The sequence below is a fragment of the Coprococcus comes ATCC 27758 genome, from assembly GCF_025149785.1.
Taxonomy (GTDB): domain Bacteria; phylum Bacillota; class Clostridia; order Lachnospirales; family Lachnospiraceae; genus Allocoprococcus; species Allocoprococcus comes.
This window is the reverse complement of the sequence record NZ_CP102277.1, coordinates 1,491,259-1,507,774: the sequence shown is the minus strand read 5'-3', so window position 1 is coordinate 1,507,774 and position 16,516 is coordinate 1,491,259. Positions and strand designations below refer to the sequence as shown.

19 protein-coding genes are annotated in these 16,516 nt (G+C 48.8%); all 19 read right to left on the bottom strand.

The window, feature by feature from the left end; translation table 11 throughout:
* Positions 1-7 precede the first annotated feature (7 nt).
* The 19 genes from cas9 to NQ556_RS07325 all read right to left on the bottom strand — a co-directional run bounded on the left by cas9 (position 8) and on the right by NQ556_RS07325 (position 16,383).
* Positions 8-2,038 (bottom strand): type II CRISPR RNA-guided endonuclease Cas9, encoded by a 2,031-nt coding sequence (gene cas9, locus NQ556_RS07415; protein ID WP_044998678.1) that lies wholly within the window; start codon positions 2,036-2,038, stop codon positions 8-10.
* A gap of 926 nt (positions 2,039-2,964) precedes the next feature.
* A complete protein-coding gene (gene mihF, locus NQ556_RS07410) occupies positions 2,965-3,276 on the bottom strand; it encodes an integration host factor, actinobacterial type (RefSeq protein WP_008370736.1) in 312 nt (103 codons plus the stop codon).
* A 32-nt stretch (positions 3,277-3,308) separates the two neighbouring features.
* Positions 3,309-3,743 carry a hypothetical protein gene (locus tag NQ556_RS07405; protein ID WP_008370737.1) on the bottom strand — a complete coding sequence of 145 codons (435 nt, stop codon included), beginning with the start codon at positions 3,741-3,743 and terminating at the stop codon, positions 3,309-3,311.
* 45 nt (positions 3,744-3,788) lie between these two features.
* On the bottom strand, positions 3,789-4,427 hold the full coding sequence (locus NQ556_RS07400) for a hypothetical protein (RefSeq protein ID WP_147356991.1): 639 nt from the start codon (positions 4,425-4,427) through the stop codon (positions 3,789-3,791).
* A gap of 62 nt (positions 4,428-4,489) precedes the next feature.
* On the bottom strand, positions 4,490-4,867 hold the full coding sequence (locus tag NQ556_RS07395; RefSeq protein ID WP_044998682.1) for a zinc ribbon domain-containing protein: 378 nt from the start codon (positions 4,865-4,867) through the stop codon (positions 4,490-4,492).
* Between the two features lies 1 nt (position 4,868).
* Positions 4,869-5,642: a ParA family protein gene (locus tag NQ556_RS07390; RefSeq protein WP_008370746.1), complete on the bottom strand. Its 774-nt coding sequence runs from the start codon at positions 5,640-5,642 to the stop codon at positions 4,869-4,871.
* Complete coding sequence (locus NQ556_RS07385; RefSeq protein ID WP_044998683.1) at positions 5,620-5,904, bottom strand: hypothetical protein; 285 nt, start codon at positions 5,902-5,904, stop codon at positions 5,620-5,622. Before NQ556_RS07385 ends, NQ556_RS07390 begins: the two co-directional genes overlap by 23 nt.
* 258 nt (positions 5,905-6,162) lie before the next feature.
* A complete protein-coding gene (locus tag NQ556_RS07380; RefSeq protein ID WP_008370749.1) occupies positions 6,163-6,606 on the bottom strand; it encodes a single-stranded DNA-binding protein in 444 nt (147 codons plus the stop codon).
* A 223-nt stretch (positions 6,607-6,829) separates the two neighbouring features.
* Positions 6,830-7,678 carry a Fic family protein gene (locus NQ556_RS07375; RefSeq protein ID WP_175305518.1) on the bottom strand — a complete coding sequence of 283 codons (849 nt, stop codon included), beginning with the start codon at positions 7,676-7,678 and terminating at the stop codon, positions 6,830-6,832.
* Between the two features lie 207 nt (positions 7,679-7,885).
* Positions 7,886-9,352: a hypothetical protein gene (locus NQ556_RS07370; protein ID WP_044998684.1), complete on the bottom strand. Its 1,467-nt coding sequence runs from the start codon at positions 9,350-9,352 to the stop codon at positions 7,886-7,888.
* Between the two features lie 2 nt (positions 9,353-9,354).
* A complete protein-coding gene (locus NQ556_RS07365; RefSeq protein ID WP_008370755.1) occupies positions 9,355-10,722 on the bottom strand; it encodes a hypothetical protein in 1,368 nt (455 codons plus the stop codon).
* A gap of 3 nt (positions 10,723-10,725) precedes the next feature.
* Complete coding sequence (locus NQ556_RS07360) at positions 10,726-12,018, bottom strand: DEAD/DEAH box helicase (RefSeq protein WP_044998686.1); 1,293 nt, start codon at positions 12,016-12,018, stop codon at positions 10,726-10,728.
* A 118-nt stretch (positions 12,019-12,136) separates the two neighbouring features.
* A complete protein-coding gene (locus tag NQ556_RS07355) occupies positions 12,137-13,216 on the bottom strand; it encodes a hypothetical protein (RefSeq protein ID WP_008370759.1) in 1,080 nt (359 codons plus the stop codon).
* 120 nt (positions 13,217-13,336) lie between these two features.
* Positions 13,337-13,612: a hypothetical protein gene (locus NQ556_RS07350; protein WP_008370761.1), complete on the bottom strand. Its 276-nt coding sequence runs from the start codon at positions 13,610-13,612 to the stop codon at positions 13,337-13,339.
* 193 nt (positions 13,613-13,805) lie between these two features.
* Complete coding sequence (locus NQ556_RS07345; RefSeq protein WP_008370762.1) at positions 13,806-14,075, bottom strand: hypothetical protein; 270 nt, start codon at positions 14,073-14,075, stop codon at positions 13,806-13,808.
* Positions 14,076-14,489: 414 nt separating this feature from the next.
* Positions 14,490-15,023 carry a hypothetical protein gene (locus NQ556_RS07340; protein ID WP_044998688.1) on the bottom strand — a complete coding sequence of 178 codons (534 nt, stop codon included), beginning with the start codon at positions 15,021-15,023 and terminating at the stop codon, positions 14,490-14,492.
* Positions 15,024-15,100: 77 nt separating this feature from the next.
* Entirely contained in the window at positions 15,101-15,538 is a 438-nt protein-coding gene (locus NQ556_RS07335) for a hypothetical protein (RefSeq protein WP_008370767.1), read from the bottom strand.
* 61 nt (positions 15,539-15,599) lie between these two features.
* The gene (locus NQ556_RS07330; RefSeq protein ID WP_008370769.1) at positions 15,600-15,989 is read right to left on the bottom strand and encodes a DUF2493 domain-containing protein; all 390 of its coding nucleotides are present in this window, start codon (positions 15,987-15,989) and stop codon (positions 15,600-15,602) included.
* 97 nt (positions 15,990-16,086) lie between these two features.
* Positions 16,087-16,383 (bottom strand): hypothetical protein, encoded by a 297-nt coding sequence (locus NQ556_RS07325; protein WP_044998690.1) that lies wholly within the window; start codon positions 16,381-16,383, stop codon positions 16,087-16,089.
* Positions 16,384-16,516: the final 133 nt, after the last annotated feature.

The window sequence follows — 16,516 nt, the reverse complement described above, 5'->3', positions numbered from 1 at the left end:
CGCCGTTTTACCAAATCTTCGTTTTCACCTCATAAAGACCGGCCGGCGTAGTATCAATAAAACAAGCCTTTGACTTCGGATCATTCAGCACCTTGTTAAAGGTGAACACCAGGCTTCCGCCAAACGTGTTGCCGCCGAGAATCTTGGTGTCCGACATATTCCGAAGTCCGCTTGCCTGTTCCATTACCTGAATTTCAGCCTCTGCAATCTTGTAAACGATAGCCGGGAATTCGGATTCACTCGTTGCCGCAAGGATGTCCTTCGGATGCTTTAGCAAGCCAAGCTTCAGCTGAACCGTCAGTTTCGGGTAATTGACCGGAAGTTTCTCGAGGAGCAGATCCCAAAATCCAACCAAAGACTCTGCGGCTTTCTCAAAATCAATCTTTGCGGATGCTCCGGCATTTCCTGCCGCTGCAATCGTCTCAACTCCCTTCAGCAGGTACACCTCATCAATCGCCAATGGCATCTGGCGCACCGGATACACCTGCTTCTCACCGGCGATCCGGAAGCGCTCGCCATAAAGCTCGATCATCGTGTTCTTAAGAACACGGGCACGAACGATGCGAACGAATTTCTCTTTTGCCGTTTTCGCCAAACCGCGAGCATACATCTCAAGCATAGCGTTGTAAGTATCCGGATCAGATTTCGATGCGATCGCAGCCGGTACCGCACCGAAACGAAGCTGTTTCACCTTTTTCTTCATCACTTCATAGACAAAGAAATTGGCAAACGTCTGAGAGCTGTACCCACCATAAATTTCTGCCGGACGGTCTGACTTCGTGGCAATCAGTTTCGACTTCTCCCTTGGAGAGTAAATCGTCTGTTTCCAAAAGGCGCCGCCGTCTTCAAAGGCGGCATATGTGACACGAAGGTTCTTCCATCCACATGCACGATAGATGCGCTCCACCTCTTCATCCTTGTTCCAGTAAACCTCACCTGTGTCCTTGTCGACACGGTCAAAGAAGAAACCGCCGGCAAAGAAATCAAGTTGTGACTTCGGAGCCTTCTTGTTCTCCTCATTAACCAGCTTGATCTTGCGCATGTACTGCTCATACTTAACGCGATTATGGACGAACGCTGGCTTCGCAAGTTCCATATAGCGCCCGACCTCGGCTGCAAGCAGAGCGTCGTGTGCGTGATAGAACTGGTTCGCTTTAAGGCTTTTTGGAATTCCGATCCGGCTACGCACGGCACCGATAACCCCAGCCTTAACGGGAATGACAACCGTTCCCGGATACTTTGCCGCAATCGCAGCCGTAAACAGTTTTGCCTCCCAGCTGTTTTCCGTGAACTGCCTTCCGATAATCGATTTCAGCATGCCTTCGGAAATCTCAGTACGGATCAGCGCGTTGAGCTTTCGCTCGGACATAAGTCCGGCGTTACGAAGCATCCTCCAAAATGGCAGCATCTTCCGCTGCACCGCTGGAGACACGAGCAGAGTTTCACTCTTATAACGACTGGCCTCTGCATAAACAAGCACCTTGTTATCCAGTGACTCATCTTTACGGTAAGCAAGCGGTACAACATGGTCGACATAGTAATCATTCGATGCAATCCGAGTGATGTCGATCGGCTTTCCCGTATAAAGGCATTTTCCTGCCTGATGGAAATACAGGTAGATGCGCTCGTTAATCTCCTTCTCATCGAACATGCCAAGCTCACGAAGCAGCTTCGCCGCACCAAGGTCCGCCGCTGCATCCGCATCCAATGCCTTGAGTGCCTGCTTGATCTTATCGGAGCGCTTGGCGGTTCGCTTACCCTTTCGGCTATTCGAGGCGGTTCGCGTCACCTTCAGATAAATGCGATCCGGAGCCTTGCCAGCAACAGAAACGATGTCATCCAACACCTTTATCGCCTGACTCACGCCTCGACGAAGTGCCGGCGAACCGGGAAGTGCGTTCAGATCAAAACCTTCTGCCATCTGCATATGCGAATCGTTAAGCCTCTTCACGGCATCGGTATCTTTGAACAGGAGCTCAACACGCTTGGCAAACTCCTCATAACCGAGAACATTCAGGTTGTAAGCGGTATAGCCCATATTGTTTTTCGGGCTATCCTGCTTCTTCACCTGAACCTTGTCGTAGCGGTACCCGTCCTCACGCTTCGGACCGCCAAAGAACCGAACGTAATCTTTAAGAAGACGCGTAAGAAGACGAACGAGGGATGCCGAGTGTTAAGAGTTCGCTGTAGCGAGAGCGAAGCGGTACTGCGAATGCGAGGGATGCCGAGTATTTGAAGTACCGCGCAGCGGGCTCCGGGCAAGGCCTGGAGCGAATCGGTGAGAGGCCTCACCGATCGCGGAAGGTTTTGGCCGGAGCATCCGGCATCGCCGGATCTTTTCGTGATGGCTTCTGCTGAGATAGACAGCTTTCGACATTTCAATGACGCGAAGAGTCTTTAGTGAGACTCGTAGCGTTGTTGGACTGTCGAAAGGTGGCGCGATTTGAGTAGCGATACGATCAACGAATAGATTTTCACACGCCGCCTGCGGCGTCGATTTATCGCGCCCGTTGGGCGCTATGATATTGAATTCATCACATTTTGAATTGCAAGATGTCTTTAAGTATGTTTTGGAAACTTTTCAACACAGTTTCCGGTTTTCGATAATTTCAATGGCGCGGAGAATCCGAAGGGAGTAATTCGTAGCGCTGTTGAATTTGTCGAAAACCGGCCGCTCCATTTTTGTCATCAAAGCAAGCAAATCAAAAAACGAACTCGACTTCGCGATCTTCTACTCAATCCCTTTTCAAGACTCGCCATACTTTACGGCACTATTGATAAAGGTATTTCTTAGATAGTAAGCAACTAAAACATAAAGTGAAATCAGCTATTACCAAGAAATCGTTTTGATCGTCATATTGGAAAATCTCGATTAAAAAGGGCTCCTCATTCGAGAAGCCCTAAACAGTTTTGATGTCCGATGCACTTGGACCCAGGCATCAATTTTAAATCTAACGGCATGCCCTAACTAAGATATTCAAGCAAAGCTTCCGCCTGACGAATACCAAGTCCGCCAAGACGACGATTGCCTGGGATGTCCACGTCGTGCATAATCTTATCCGCCTTCGCGCCACCAATGCCGGGAATGGCCTGAAGGAATTCCTTAACCTTCATTTTACTGACGAGCGGATCGTCCTTACGAGTCTTAAGAACAGAAGCCGGATCAGTTTCGCCGGACTTAATGTTCTCCTTAAGCTCTTTACGCGCTTTGCGCACCTGCGCTGCCTTCTCAAGCGCCTTTGCACGCTCTTCAGGCGTGAAATTCGGAAGTGCCATGATATCTCCTTCTTTCAACTTTCAAACTGTTTTTAATTCTTTTCCAAACCAAGATCGATTACATACGGCGCAACTCGATATCCGCCGCTCTTGCTCGAGTCCTTCGATTCCTCGTTGTGCTTGAAGAGAATGCAGATATGATCCTTCAGATCACGTCCCCAGAGTTGCATGACCTCCTTGCCGCGTCGACCGTCAGTACGTTCGCTTCGAATCGTCTCATCCGAATCTCCGCCAAGTTGACGGAACGTGATGACATAGCGCTTTGAAGACTCTTCAAGTACGGCGCTAAGCACTTTGACGGTAATCTTAATAGAAGACTGCACGAGCATCGCAAGGGATTTCTCGCCTTTAGCGCGAGAAATCTTCAAAACCTCGGATGCAAGCTCGCACTCGCTGACCTTCTTTCCTGAAAGCATAAGCGAAAGATACGCAAGCTCGACATTGCGCCTCTTCTCGTTTTCCTCCATTAGTTCATCCTTTCTGTTATTGGATTTCGCAAGCGCTTGCGAAAATTAAACCTGATGATCGCTGAGACAGCTCAAAATAAATAAAGAACTCTTCCAAATAGTTCCTGCTTTAATTTTTGCAAGAAGCCCCAACATAAATAGACTGAATTCGGAAGTCATTACATCACTTTCTGATTCAGGAAAACGCCAGACATGGATCGTTGCGTCCGGTTCAATCGACCAGTCTTTCAAAACATCTTGAAAAATAACGCCTCCGCGCTGCACGGTCAGATCGATTTCATGTTTTGTGACATGAAGCAATTCAAGATTGTCCGCACCATAAGTTATTCCGCTGTTGAAATAAATTTCAAACTTTGGATCATAAAGCTCGAACCCGCCATCGCTTATGTTGCAAAGGAAATCGATAACAGTTTCTGGATCAAGCACTGTATCAGACTTCATTCCGATGCGAATCGTATCCAGAATGTAGTCCTCAATCTCTTGATTTCTAACTCGCGTCAAAGGACGTTCAAACGGCGATGCGCAATACGGGCAGAAATTCGGATTCGATGCAGATGGACTATTACTCTGACAATCCGCATCGGTTCCGAATTCCGTTATCCGATACGACCTACCGCAAATGGAACAAGTAATCAATCCACAGTTATTATTTTGTGCCAAATTGTAGGCGCTTAGCTTTTGCACCCTTCATCCACTCCCCTCTTTTTTCAACAAAATCGTCAGGACATCTTCTTCCTCCCCGACTTCTAAATCTCCTTGCCGCAATCCGGGCAGAACTGCGCACCGACAGGAAGAATAGCGCCGCAATGCGGGCAAGGAGCAAGATCCTCCCAATTCTTCATGTCCCTATAAAGAGCAACCAGCACAACGTTATTCATACTTTCGTTCGTCTCCATGCAGTGACGCTTCAAGAGACGATGAATATTCGCAGGCAGGCGAAGGTTGTAGCCGATCACGTCTGCATTCTTGTCGTATTTCGCACGACGAGGGTTATCTCCCTTTGCAAGAGAGTAGATCGCCGGCACAGAGGTGCTGCACGCATCAGCAACAGACTCGGCGGCAACCTCCTTGCGGATATCATCAGCCATGTCGAATGCGTCGGAAGTTTTCTTGCTCTTAGCCATTCTAGTAATCCTCTCCTTCAAGATACTCATTTACAAAGTCAGTAAAGTCCGCAACCGCGTTGCAGTTCGGATCGTAATCGAAAATCGAAACGTTAGCAGACTGCGCTTTATTTACAGCCTCGCACTTTCGAATAATCGTGTGGAACATCTTTGTGTTAGCGGCACGTGCGATCGATGGAAGCTCATTAACCACACCGCGCGAAAGACTCGTGCGACCATCAAACATGTTGACGACAATACCGGCAATGCGGAGATTCGGATTCAGACGCTTGTTGCGGCGAACCGAGTTGACGCATTTCTGGATATTGGTAAATCCTTTTAGGGATGAACGGTTCGGGATTACCGGAACGATCAGCTCATCCGCAGCAACCATCGCATTGCGCGTCACCAATCCAAGTGACGGCGGGCAATCAATGATTGCGTAATCATAGTCATCATCGATACCCTCCATTGCATCGGCAAGCATCGTAAGGCGCGTATCCAGTTTCGCCATATCGCTTTCGACATTCGAAACAAGGACATCGCCGGGAATAATATCGCCACCGTCGAAATGTTTGATTCCGTCTTTCGCCGTGTAATCGAACGAAGTGAGAAGATCGTAAACCGTCACTTCATCCGTCGTATCAATTTTTGCCTGTTGCGTTGCGTTCATCTGCTGATCAAGATCAACGAGCAGTGTGCGCTTGCCCTTACGATGCAGCCCCTCTGCAATCGCCATGGACAGTGCGGTCTTGCCGACACCTCCCTTGTGATTACAAATCGCAATCGTCTTCATTTTCCTCTCCCAACTTTCCTTTCCCATCAAGATCAAAATTTGATTTCGTTGCATCCTTTTTCATCTCTGAAAGTAACTCGCCATCATGTGCCGCCTTGCACAAAGCTTCACAAAATACCATTAAAAGCGTTCCGAGAATCATCGAGGTGATAACAAGAACGCCCGTTTCGAAATGAACGAGACTATGTAGCACAAGGCCAATCAACACCATTCCCGGAATACCTAGAGCGATCCAAATCAGATCTTCTTTCAGCTGGTTCACAGGTTGATCCCTCCTTCCACAATACGATAATACCAACATGCGTATACTATGATGACAACATAGTACTTGTATTCACAAAACAATCCTATTGCCCAATCATTCAGCAATAAACCTGTCTAATTAACTTGAAGTTGGTATAATCGATGTGATGAGAGGGTGGCGGCGCTTTCCTTTTGTTCTTGCGTCGGTTGCAAGTTTTTCCTTTCGCCACCCTCTCTCCTTTATCTATTACGCGTTATTTACGCGCAATGCAAAGGATTAGAACGGGATATCCTCATCGTAGACGTCCATCACTGCGGGAACATCCGGAACAACAGGCGTCTGCTGAGTCTGTGCCGCCGGCCTGTTAGCGGAAGCATTCTGAGACTGGTTACCCTGGCTCATGAAGTCGATTGTATCTACGACGACGGTAAGGCGAGAACGCTTCTGACCGTCCTTCGTCTCCCACTGGTTAAAGCGAAGCTTGCCGTCAATGCTGACCTTCATACCCTTTCGAACGATACGGCCCACGGCCTCGGCACGCGTGCCGAACATGGTGCACTCGACGAAATTCGGATAGTCCTCCCACTGGTTGGTCTCGCGATTGAGTCGGCGATCGTTGACGGCAATACCGAAAGAGAGAACCTGCGTCCCCTTCGGAGTCATACGAAGCTCCGGATCGCGCGTAAGATGACCGGAAATGTTGACGCGGTTGATAGACATGTTCGAGGTCCTTTCTCCTCTTGGTTATTGACTGATACTAAGATACCACAACACTTCAGTATTACGCGTGAAAATGACGATTTTTTTAAAGAAAAATAGGCAGAAAGAGCTGTTTATACTCCTTCCACCTATTTTCAGTTGGCGTAATGCGTCGTCATTCTGCTATTTAATTTTCCACCGATAGCGGAATTGCCTATCCGCCTTTCTTCTCAATTTACTGCGCCTACCGAGCATTAAAGTTATTATTTATCTCATCTAGACTGACTCTTCTACTCACAGTATCTCTCTTCTTTTCGAGCGACATCTGATGGGACCGATCTTCTCTCTGAACTGCACTCTCCCATGTCTTACATGTCTCCCGACGTAAAAAACCGATCAGCGGTTTCAGGTCACCCGTCATATCAAAACCGTCCAGTGCCGCATAATAGTCTTTCCGGTCTTCATCGAAAATTACGATCGGAGGATGGTTGTGCAATAGCAGATAGTAATTCATCATCGCTCTACCAGTCCTGCCGTTCCCGTCTGCAAAAGCATGAACGCCCTCAAACCTCGCGTGCCAAAACGCAGCTGCCACCAGAGGATTTTCATCTCCAAACTCGGAAACCTCATCAAGGTCCTGCTGAAGGTCGTCCTCGATCTCATCTACAGGAGCGGCAACATCATGCATGCCGACTCCCCATAAATCGTTTTTCTTGAATTCCCCCGGTCTTTCCCCAAGTTCCCAACGCCGCTCGTTGTAAGTGCCTTTCGTCAGTTCAAACTGCATCTCCCGAATGGAATCGAGCGTGATAGGTTTACGCTCATCGAACCACCGGTACATCAGCTCACTTGCGTCTTTCAGATTCTTAATCTCGTAAAGCGTCCGCAGGTCTCCTGTGTAACCGCATACACGGCCATTCTTAAAAATCTCGTGCGTATCATGGTAAGTGATTTCTCTATTCTCGATTTTCCCTGAGTTGTAAGAGAATAATATTGCAAAATTTTCCAGGTGCGCTGCCAACTCAAGCGACGTAGCGATACTGTAACTGCGCCACAATTCCATAGTGCGATCGTATTGTCTATCTGAATTCATAAAGTCCTGCCTCTTCTTTTCAATTCGATATTTAGGGAATTCTCCCTTTTTATATTATACCATAATACTAACATATTGCATCATGTAATCTACGAAGCGCTATCAAGTCGTCCTGCGAGTCGACTTGCAGGACGTATGGCGATGCGCTTTTCATGCGGTGCCCTACGGCACCTATTGATCCGCTCCCCGTGGTCGCTGATAGATTTCCTAGACAGTGCTTCTTTTCAAACAGACAGTCAGATTGTCGCTATAGACCGGCTTGAATCCCGATTCCTCCAAATCTTGAATACCGACATCATTGATGCCGTAATTCAGTACAGCGTAATCCATTCCATAGTCATCGCAAATGGCCGATAGGCTTCCAGAAGAAAGCGCCTTTCCTGCCTCGGCAAGTACATTCTTCTGCCCGTTCTGCCCATTGAACACCTCAATTCTGGTATCAAGATACGGCTTGAACCCGTTTAGCTCCGCTCGGCATCCGGGGTCAATGTCCGTCAAGACTGCCGTTCCCGATACGGCGACATCCTCTCTCATTGCCTGAAACGCTCTTTCAATCGAGATGGACTTTTGATCGGTCGCAGACAGCGTGCTATAAAACAGAACCGCTCCAAACTCAAGTGCAACCACAGAGATTGAAAATAAGACTATCCTGCTTAACATCTTCGAGCTCACCTTGCACTTTGGCTCAAGCTTCCAGCACCACGTGCTGTAGACGATCATCAATATGCCAAGCAGCAAAAGTTCGTTTCGCCATGTCATCAGGGATAGAAAGAGCAGTCCTGAGATCATCATCGTTTCGAACGAAAATACCGTCTTTTTAAATCCCAAGCACTTGGCATGGAAGATCACCGGCACGACCGAGATGACAATGAGTATCACTGCTTCAACCGGAACGATGGAGAACATCGGTTTCAGTTCCGGCACGGCAACCGTGGCGATATCTGACGTGCCTATTGTCTTAAACGGAAGCGACAGCACGTCTAATCCGTATGGATTCAGCATTGCGGAAGCGATCGTAAGTAAGATCGTCACAGCCAATGCGGCCCGCGCATTCGGATCCAGCTTACTATCTAATAAAGCGGCAAGCGGCAACATGATCGCGCAGGGCCAAAGCGCACCGTGCAGATTGGCTATAAAAATCCCTAGGAATGGAAAACCAAACAGAAATCTAATATCGCGGCTTTCAATGTATTTCTCCATCAACTCCCAGGAAACAGCCAAGCACAGGATATCGAGCGCACGCGGTGTCGACCGAAGGTTATAAACGATTACCGCTCCGAATACGCATGAAACAGCACAGTGAAGAATGCGGTTTCCAGCTTTTGGAAAAGTTTGGTACCAAATGAAGAGAACCGCCACCATGTCCAACAGCGCAAAAAACAGCCGAACCGACATCTCTCCAAAAGTGTCGTAGAGAACTGCAACTAATATGCAGATAGGATATTGCTGGCAGATATAGGTCAATTCCGAATGGATCGATAACGGATCGGTTGTCGGCAGATGACCGTTGGCTATAATCCAACGGCCGGCGGCACACATATACTGCGCATCGGTTATGAACAACTCTCCTTGTAGGGAGCGAATGCTCAAAGTCACCAGCAAGACCGTCAATAGGACACAGAAAGAGAAATATCGAGCAGGTATATATTGAGGCTTAATGTTGAGACTAAACACAATTAACGTTCTCCTGAAACGGAAGGTGGAACCATGTATTCAAAGTGAAAACCCTTGTACTCCCAACCGCCCTCGATCGCCCGCTGAAGATCGTACATGTGACATGGACGATCATATGCGCAACATTCATGCTCTCTCTCCAGCAAATCCAGCAAATCGGATAATGTATCGAACGTCTTCCCGGTCTCTCGACAGATTAAAGGCGTTTCCTTCAGCCTTTTCTCGAAATCCACGTCGTATCGCAAAAGCCTCCAAGTCAGACCGTCAAAAACGATTCCCTTCTTGCCTGAATTCAGTAAAGACTTATGGTCGAACCCGTACCACCTCGTTAGCTCAAGAACCGAATAATCGCACCTTCCCCGCTCATAGCAGATCACCGGCTGCATGTCCTTAATGCGCTCGCCGGACTTCAGTTTGATATTTTTCTTCCAATCGTCTTTCCAAAACCACCGTTCACCCCTCCAGCGTGTCGCCTCGCTGGTCGGCTCGCCCTTCGCATCACAGATTGCAACGATCTTCTTCCAGTCGACGTAACGTGAGCCGAATTTCAGCGCGTCGTGCACATCTGCGTACTCGCGCATCGTTGTCAACTCGATAACCGGACGAGCGCACAGCCTTTTCTCCTCCATGTAGGCTTCTTTTCTCTCTTCAAGGTTCTCACCGTTTGCCCAATGCATATCAAAGGCAGGGCATCCATGCCGTATGGCATCTCCGACCTTCTGAACAATCTCTTTTCGCGTTGCCCAGTCATATCCATCGGACCATATTGCGGCACAGATCTCGTCATAACTGTGATAGATGGTGTCCGTCTCAAGACAAATCATCTGCACATTCAGATCTACAAGTCTTCCTACTTTCCCGTCCCAATCCCTCACATATGAAAATCTCTTATTCTGAGGCTTGACCTTGTTTTTCACATGGTCTAGAACCACCGACCTGCTTGTCCCGGCAGCCTTTGCCGCTGCACCCGTAGTCGGGAACATCTCCCCCGTTTCCAATATGACGATCCATCCGGCAAGCCCTCGAATCTCTGTCAGATCCATATCCGGCGAATACATCGACTCAAAACAATAGAACTGATTTTTGATCGCGACCCATTTGCCGTTCTGGGCCATATTGCACACATCCGACATCCAGCCCTGGGTGATCCCAAGCTCTTTTTCCGCTGCACTACAGCTCGGCCACTTCTTGCCATCGTCGATTCGAACAACCGATTTTGCCGTTCTGCGAACAGGAGTATCGAATGGAAACTCGGCTTCCTTCAACTCGGCAATCTGCTGCTCGGTCAGCTCTCCCGCGCGATAAAGGCGGCGAAGCTCATATTCCAGAGTCTTTTTCCGTTTGAGCTGGTCCTTTTTCCCGTCAGTCATCTGCTAAAGCCCCTTCCACAGCGCTATCTTCTCATCAATTGTCAGTTTCTCGGATCTTAATGCGAGCCGTCGTTCAAGGTTTTTTGCCAAATGCCTTGCGTCCTTCTCATGATCGATGACCTTGAAAGCTGAAGGCGGAATGAGTTCTTCCGGATCATTTTCTCCAGATAGCCGGGCGTAGCTTTCCGACATCATGCTTACGATCTGCTCAATTCCGATCATCTCGAAATTATCGACTAGATCGATAACCAGCGGTTCGAAGTTGCCTGCGGCGGTCAATGCACGTCCAAGCTGCTGATAGAAAATCGTCGGCGACGAGGTACGCCGTACCATAATGACGGCATCCACGCCCTTGATGTGAACACCCTCGTTAAGCTGGTTGACGCAAAGCAAAAGCTTGATTGCGGTCTCGTCATCGTCCTCTTTGAACCCATCGTATTCACTCGTCCCGAAGGGATTCGAGCTATGGACGACATAGGTATGGACGTTACCGTTTACTCGAGAAAACCATTGCGGGCACATCTTCTCGATTTCATTCAGCTCGAAGACATTCGGACAAAATACGATCACTTTCTCTATTCCCTCAAAGTACTTTTGGAAAATGGCCGGAAGGTTCGCCGCCCTGCTCGCGCAATCTCTCAGCTCGTTAAAATCAGCCAGCAACTCCGCCCGCCTACCCGCACTCTCTTCCTTTGCGATGCGCTCGCCGAGATCTTCAATGTAGCCGTTGATGCTGTACCCGGCAGTCACATATGTCGGAACAGGCAGGATGCCTAAAACCCAGCAATCCGTCAACGACATATATGAGGCGATATGCCCATCAAAAAGTTCATCGGACATATCTCGGCCGCTATCGCTGTATCGAATCGAAGTCGCGCTCAATCCGATCAGATTGGCGTCGGGATTGCATTCGATAACTCCTTCAACACCACGAGACCACTGCGGTGCCCCCGTATGATGGAACTCATCGAAAATAACCGTATCTGCATGAATATCAAGATTTCCCTTTTGCGCTCGATGCATGGCGGTCTGATACGTCATGCGCTCGATGTTCTTGAATTCATGATTCGGCAGCTCGCGCCTGATGGAAGCTTCCTGCTCCTGCTCGATATAGGTCAAGGGCGACATCCAGAGAATTCGCTCATTCGGATGATCGAAGGCATAACGGTACGCTATAAACGCCTTGCCTGTCCCGGTAGGATGAATGATGCAGGCACGCCTGGTCCCAGACAACATATCCAGAAGTTTGCGATACGCCTTTTCATTATGTGGATACAGTTCCAGTCCGCTCGGCATCTCAATCCCCTTTGTACTCATGTAACCATGGTACTAGGATACCATAATGCTATGCAGAAACATAAAAGAAGGTACAATCTGGACAATTAACAGATTGTACCTTCTTGTGAAAGGGGATTTATCGACGTGGAGTCCCTGCGGTATCCATGTGCTCCCCCGCGTGTCCGATCACGATCTTCTCCTCATCCCTGTCGATATAAAAGTGGAGCCGGAAGGCGGCCTTGATGTTCCTTCCCTTGATATGCGGCGAGATATCGATCTCCTTGCCTTTGTACATCCGCTTGCGGAGCTTCATCAAGTTGGGCATCGCGCAAGTCGTTCCAGACTCTCCGCGAGCCAGCTCATATCCGGTTCGTTTCTTGAACTCAGAACCCAGCCGATCGTTCACCGTCTCCTTAAAGCATAGATCCCAGAGCGTCGTCGCGACGGCAACCAAGATTTCCCATTCTTCCGTCAAAATGCCGTCAAATTTCTTGGCACTCCTGTAGGCATCGGGAAGAATCACGATTCTGTCCGGATAGAGCACCTTCGCCAAATCAAGCAGCTGTGTAAGGTTTTCAGGCACTACCGTAAGCGCCTTGCGGATGCCGTTTAACGCATTGGCGTTTAGCTGCTCGAGTTCTGCCATCTCGAGCTTACGCTCGACGGCTCTTTTCTCGTTTTCAAGTCGCATCGCATCGCGCGTGAGCATGTCGATTTTTGCAGCCGCTTCCGAGTTCGAAGTCTCCAACTCGCTCGCAATTTCCTCCCAGTCCGCGATGTCCTTTTGAAGACCGCTTATCTCATCGCGAAGCGAATCAACCGTTTCGTTTCCACCGGAATCGCCTTTCACCCGCTGCTTCAGTTTCTTAATCCGTGAACTGAGGCGTTTGGCCTCATCTATTCCATCTAACCATCGGACATCGGCGATACTCAGGATATCCCCAGCCACCCTGTCGCTCGCACGGCAGATCCCCTGACGAAGGACATTTATGAATCGGTTTTCGCCGTAGCGCGTATATCGATCGATCAGATACTTGGCATAAGCCATCCCCATTTCATTGTCAGTTGGAACCGTGAGATCGACCGGCTTACAGTAAATCTTCAGGCTTGAGCATTCCATGCCGTAATCATAAGCCGGCGTGTTCTTCAGAAAGACCTCTCGATAAGTGTCCATAAGAGCACGGTCGTGCCAGTCAAGGACATATATATCTGCCATCCCGAAAAGCTGCTTGGTCAGATTTTTCAAGTTCCTGACCGGCAGTTTCGATTCTTCGTCGGTGGTGATTAAGATCAGTATAGGGACGTTCCCATCAAACCGTCCCTATACTGATCTTATCTACCACTCGGCGTAATAGGCGGGATGCTGCATGACACCGCCGATGTTCTCACTGCGTCTCACAATCGTGAATCCCCTACCTTCAAGCACGGCCAATGCAGCATGGGCATTTGAGCAGCAATCCGTATAGCACAGCAAGACACCTCGATCACCATCTTCCGCGGCCTGCTTAATCTCCTTCTCAAACCTTGAAATATAAGGGTTCTCAGAACGTGAAGCTATGCTCCTTGCGTCCCTAGCGTTAAACTCGCCATTCCCTGTAGCTTCAATTGCCATTTCGGGTTCCTTTCTCCCGTTCGTTTAACGTTCCTACAGTATACCATAGTACCGTAGTATAATCATCGAGAATGAAAAATAGCTTAACCAAAAAGGGCGATCGAGAACGGTCGCCCTTCAATGTCTTTATATCAATCCGATAACGCCTTATCGCATTTCATAAGAACGCGTTAAAGCGCACAGGCCAGATCGCCTACTCGCTTTTAGCAGCAGCCGATTTAACGAAAAATGGAACTGGAATCGGCTCTTCTGTATCTGCTCGATACCCGTAAGTCACAAACGCGGGGAAGTTACACTCAAGGTAGTTTGCACTCTCCCCCTCAATCATGGCGATAAGGTCGATCACCGCATCGTTTTCGTCAATCCAGAAAATCCTGATGCCGTGAAAGTCCTCACTCTCATCGCCCTCGAAAATCCCGATACGTCCAGCAGGCGTGTCGATAGCGTAAACAGGCTTGCACATATCAATTCCTTTCTCTGTGCTTAACGTACCTACAGTATACCATAGTACTGTAGTATAACTATCGACAATGGTGATTTCTCAGAAAAGACTTCCATCCCGACCGAGAATCGACCCTCTTCATCTCCCCGAGTTCTCTTTAATGCCGTTCCAAGTAGATTGCGGATGGTGCGCGCGGTCACGCGAAGCGTGAGCCGTCGGCTGGGGTCTTTTGGAGTAAGTCGGCGAGTTTTCGACAATTTCAATGGCGCGGAGAGTCCCTGGGTGAGGCTCGTAGCGCTGTTGGATTTGTCGGAAACTCGCCCCCTGTCCGCGCTAGCGGACTCAATAAAAAGTATCGGACTTGCCGATACGCATTTTTCAAAGGCTCAAAATAGGGGAAACAGCTCATTCTGGGCGGTTTCCCCTATGCTTAAATCACTCGGCAACGCCTACACCTAAACGATCGGCAAGCTCGCTGTAAGTACCTTTCCAAGAGCCTCCGGAATCAATTAGATTGATAAAGACCAACGGATCGGACACCTCGCCCGATTCGTCAAGCGGTTGAGCAATACCAACGCCCAGACTCTTAGATGCCGCCAGAGTCGCATGTACAAAACGTGGATCGACGTTCGCGACCTCGACTTCTCCATTGTCGGCAAAGGCCCTTGCAAGAAGCTCCGGATTGCCAAAATCCTCAATTTCAACCGCGCCGTCCTCATACTCCCAGCGAAACCAGCTACCCGGCTCTACATACGGCTTCAGGTCTGAGAGTAAATCCTCCGTACCGTAAGGATGTTTTTCGTATGGCAGATACAGTCCCACCAGACTCTCGCACTCAAAGGTCGGCTCAAACCCATGACTACAGATCAGCTCCCGGAACGACCCATCGAAGCCAAGTTTACAAAGAATACTGTTGTAGCGGGACCAGTCGATCTTGACAGTTCCCTCTCCGCCCATAAAGCATCCCATTTCATTTCCTTTCCCTTGTGGGGAGGCGCTTACAGCTACTAGTATAGCATAGTACCGTAGTACTACGTATAGAAATCCTATCCATCCTTTAGTTCTTTTTGAATCTGCCGCTTACGTACATAAATCAATTGACGAATACTCTCAGGCATATTTAAGAATTGAGGGGAGATTCCGAAAAACTCCGCCATGACCACAGCCGCGAATGCATTCGCATCAACTTCGAGCGGCTGGGCGTTGTACTCGTCAATATCCAATTGATCGCTTGTACGGTAGTCGTGCAAACTTCGATCGTTTTCCAGCTGATATGCATGACGAAGCTCATGCGCTATCGCGAAAAATAGCTCAGGCGTGACGCCTATATCATTTCGAATCAAAATGCCGTCAGGGGTCAGTGCTGCAATTTGCGTACTTGTCCGTAACTGTTTGACCGGAACAAAACGTATGGCAGGCGCGGCAATCTTTAAAATCGCACTGACTTCCCTGGCGAACTTTATACAGATTTGTCTCTTGTCCATATTTTAAAATCTCCTCCATAGTACGATAATACCACAGATTTTAAAATAAAGGAACTCCGCTTTAGGCTACAGGCACATGAACAACCCTAAGAGGGTTGGAGTATGATCCGGCAAGCGAAAAGCTCTGGCGGGTTCCACGACTCTTTCCGTCCCAAAACGCGATGACACCGCGGTTTTCATGGGTGGAAATATATTCGTGCATCGCACGATTCCTGATATACCCCGCACGCCTGCCGTACGTATCCCAGTCAGCAGGGAACTCCATATAGCAATATCCCCGATCCACGGCATACCGTTTCGCCAAGGCGTCTGCACCTCGCGCACCGCCGGAAACAATAACAACGCTTCCCCAATTCCTTAAAAGGAGATCGCATTTCGCTACAAACAATTCGTAATCGGAAAAAGACCTCGAACCGACAATCAAGCAGTAGAACGTCTCCACATCAGACATTTCAGACCACCTTTAAACGGCGTTGACACCATAGGGCCACAATTGCTAAAAAGGGGCACCTCGCATAGAGGTGCCCTGTACCAATCAACGTATCAACCTAACCGATCAGAACGCACTCGGGAACACCATAATAAGCGCGATCCTCTTCGGCAATGACACCGACCACTTTGTCCATCGGATTGTCGCCCCCGACCTCCTTCGGCACAAAAACACGGGGGACATAGACGCCGTTTCCCTCGGAATCGACAGACAGGCCAACAGGCATCTTGGCAATACCCTTGTCGGCAGACATCAGCTGCTCAAGCCTGATTGCCAATTCCTTAACCGTCATGGGGCGGATCGAACCGTCCGAAAGATCGATTGTATAACTGGGTGTATCAATTGTCTGGCTCATATTCGGGTTCCTTTCTCCCGTTCGTTTAACGTTCCTACAGTATACCATAGTACTGTAGTACAACTAACGAGAATGAGAGGTATCTTAAACAAAAAAGGACAACCAAAATTGGCTATCCTTTAGAATCACCGTT

Excerpts from the sequence above, each read along its gene's own strand:
- cas9 (WP_044998678.1), bottom strand. The coding sequence starts at position 2,038 with ATGGGCTATACCGCTTACAACCTGAATGTTCTCGGTTATGAGGAGTTT.
- mihF (WP_008370736.1), bottom strand. The coding sequence starts at position 3,276 with ATGGCACTTCCGAATTTCACGCCTGAAGAGCGTGCAAAGGCGCTTGAG.
- NQ556_RS07405 (WP_008370737.1), bottom strand. The coding sequence starts at position 3,743 with ATGGAGGAAAACGAGAAGAGGCGCAATGTCGAGCTTGCGTATCTTTCG.
- NQ556_RS07395 (WP_044998682.1), bottom strand. The coding sequence starts at position 4,867 with ATGGCTAAGAGCAAGAAAACTTCCGACGCATTCGACATGGCTGATGAT.
- NQ556_RS07390 (WP_008370746.1), bottom strand. The coding sequence starts at position 5,642 with ATGAAGACGATTGCGATTTGTAATCACAAGGGAGGTGTCGGCAAGACC.
- NQ556_RS07380 (WP_008370749.1), bottom strand. The coding sequence starts at position 6,606 with ATGTCTATCAACCGCGTCAACATTTCCGGTCATCTTACGCGCGATCCG.
- NQ556_RS07375 (WP_175305518.1), bottom strand. The coding sequence starts at position 7,678 with ATGAATTCAGATAGACAATACGATCGCACTATGGAATTGTGGCGCAGT.
- NQ556_RS07365 (WP_008370755.1), bottom strand. The coding sequence starts at position 10,722 with ATGACTGACGGGAAAAAGGACCAGCTCAAACGGAAAAAGACTCTGGAA.
- NQ556_RS07360 (WP_044998686.1), bottom strand. The coding sequence starts at position 12,018 with ATGCCGAGCGGACTGGAACTGTATCCACATAATGAAAAGGCGTATCGC.
- NQ556_RS07355 (WP_008370759.1), bottom strand. The coding sequence starts at position 13,216 with ATGGCAGATATATATGTCCTTGACTGGCACGACCGTGCTCTTATGGAC.
- NQ556_RS07350 (WP_008370761.1), bottom strand. The coding sequence starts at position 13,612 with ATGGCAATTGAAGCTACAGGGAATGGCGAGTTTAACGCTAGGGACGCA.
- NQ556_RS07345 (WP_008370762.1), bottom strand. The coding sequence starts at position 14,075 with ATGTGCAAGCCTGTTTACGCTATCGACACGCCTGCTGGACGTATCGGG.
- NQ556_RS07340 (WP_044998688.1), bottom strand. The coding sequence starts at position 15,023 with ATGGGATGCTTTATGGGCGGAGAGGGAACTGTCAAGATCGACTGGTCC.
- NQ556_RS07335 (WP_008370767.1), bottom strand. The coding sequence starts at position 15,538 with ATGGACAAGAGACAAATCTGTATAAAGTTCGCCAGGGAAGTCAGTGCG.
- NQ556_RS07330 (WP_008370769.1), bottom strand. The coding sequence starts at position 15,989 with ATGTCTGATGTGGAGACGTTCTACTGCTTGATTGTCGGTTCGAGGTCT.
- NQ556_RS07325 (WP_044998690.1), bottom strand. The coding sequence starts at position 16,383 with ATGAGCCAGACAATTGATACACCCAGTTATACAATCGATCTTTCGGAC.